At 35.2% G+C, this 1,850-nt stretch carries 2 protein-coding genes; both read right to left on the bottom strand.

The features are described from left to right. Window positions 1-37 precede the first annotated feature (37 nt). Window positions 38-1,102 carry an ankyrin repeat domain-containing protein gene (locus DWZ47_RS30200; protein WP_032581399.1) on the bottom strand — a complete coding sequence of 355 codons (1,065 nt, stop codon included), beginning with the start codon at window positions 1,100-1,102 and terminating at the stop codon, window positions 38-40. Between the two features lie 60 nt (window positions 1,103-1,162). After that, window positions 1,163-1,783: a hypothetical protein gene (locus tag DWZ47_RS30195; protein ID WP_032581398.1), complete on the bottom strand. Its 621-nt coding sequence runs from the start codon at window positions 1,781-1,783 to the stop codon at window positions 1,163-1,165. Window positions 1,784-1,850 lie beyond the last annotated feature (67 nt).

The following is a 1,850-nucleotide window of genomic DNA, read 5'->3' as shown; positions in this document are numbered from 1 at the left end:
GGCGGATAATCGAGTTTTTAGAAGATTAATCCGCTTGTTATAAACTCAATTCAATCGCTTTCCATTTCTTAGACTTCAATTTTTCTAAAGAGTGTTCGCTATATCCCTTTTTAGTAGCTTTTACAGGAATAAGCGTATAAAGAGTAACCATATCCTCTTTGTTATCATATTGATTCGCTGTATCAGAGTAGTTATAATCTACGACATAGAATCCAGCCAATTTCTCCGACCAAGAGATTGCGTTGAACCCTTTCTCTGTTTTGGATATAAAATCTCCATCAGAGAATGTTCTTCCGTTACGGACTTGGTTCGTCAATTCTTTCATTACCATATAAGGGAACTGTGTCTTCTCCATTTTAGAGTATGGATTCCAGCCAAACGGAAGCACAATAACAAACTCCACATAAGGCTGGGTATATTGGAAATTTCCTACACTGAACAATAACGAATTGTTGCCTCTATTAACAACCGCAAGCCTATTGAATACACCATTTTCCATTTCATTGAATTTGTTAGGAATAACTCTGCCAATATTCCAGTCTATATGTTGGGATATGCCACCACCTACTTCAGACCATACATAATCGTGGTTGATATTGGACAACGCACCCTTTTCCTTCAGAAAAAGGCTTATTTCGTTATGTCCACTACTAATAGACCAATCAAGAGGAGAAAAAAGTAGAGTTGTAGTAAGCCTATTTATATCCGCACCTTTCTCTATAAGATAGCGAACAATCTCAAAATGCCCTTTAGCGGCTACTTCATTCAAAGCTGCTGTTGTAGAACTTTCATAAGCATTTATATCTGCACCATTTTCTATCAATAGTTTGACTATTTCTAAATGGTTTCCAGACGAAGCACCCCATAAAGGAGAAAATAATCTATCTTTAATACAATTTACATCGGCTCCATATTGAATTAAAGTCTTGCAAATTTCATAAAAACCTTTCTTTGCAGCTCGGCATAAAGGTGGATGAAGCGTATATAAATTCTCATCATTCAAATCCAGATCTGAATGTTGGTCGAGTATATTCGACACTTCCTGCACGTTGTTATCGCCAACTGCTTTTTCCAGTTTTATATAAATTTCTTTATTATTCATCTATTGAGTTTATAATGTCTGGTGGCTAACCAACCTTTTCAGGGGAGGTTAAGCCACTTGTTAGCAACTTCTTATCGTCTTATAGATTATTTCAGAATATCCATTTGGAAATGATTTGGTAATACTTTCTAAAGCCCCATCGTCTTGATATTGGAATATATGAATTAAATCACTACCACTATTACCCTCAATATCATATTGTTTTACTTCAATATGTGTCAAAGCATTTTCTTTATAGATATAATTTTCTTCACGGCTACCATACTTACCACATAACTGTGACCGTTTCAACTTTCCGTCCTCGAAAAAGTAATGGCATACATTCATCAAATGTTTTCCATTATCATATAGAATACTTTTCACAAGATTGTCTGTATAATATAAGAAGGTGTGATAAAACTGATCTTCAATAGAACAACCGACCTTAACTTCTACGATTTGATTTTGATTATTAAATCCGTAGATACAAAGATTTTTGGTGCTTTTTATTGTATCAGGACGCTTTACAGGTTTTCCTTGTTTGCAACCATTACGCTGATAGGAATATGGAGTAAGTTCATAAAACTCGCCCTTATACAACTCAGTTCTGACAACATCGTTTTCTATTTGTTGTCTTATGGTTTCAAAGTCATTTTTCAATGCTTCAAATTCAGTTCTTATAGTTTCTTCAATCATTTCCATCTATTTGGGGTTGCTAATGGTTTGCAGCTTGCCGCCGTTAGGCGGAACAGGTGCATGTTACCGATAT

This window comes from Bacteroides sp. AF32-8BH (assembly GCF_003435205.1).
GTDB classification, from domain to species: domain Bacteria; phylum Bacteroidota; class Bacteroidia; order Bacteroidales; family Bacteroidaceae; genus Bacteroides; species Bacteroides ovatus.
The sequence above is the reverse complement of the archived record's forward strand: the minus strand, read 5'-3'. Positions and strand labels throughout refer to the sequence as shown.

Excerpts from the sequence above, each read along its gene's own strand:
- DWZ47_RS30200 (WP_032581399.1), bottom strand. The coding sequence starts at position 1,102 with ATGAATAATAAAGAAATTTATATAAAACTGGAAAAAGCAGTTGGCGAT.
- DWZ47_RS30195 (WP_032581398.1), bottom strand. The coding sequence starts at position 1,783 with ATGGAAATGATTGAAGAAACTATAAGAACTGAATTTGAAGCATTGAAA.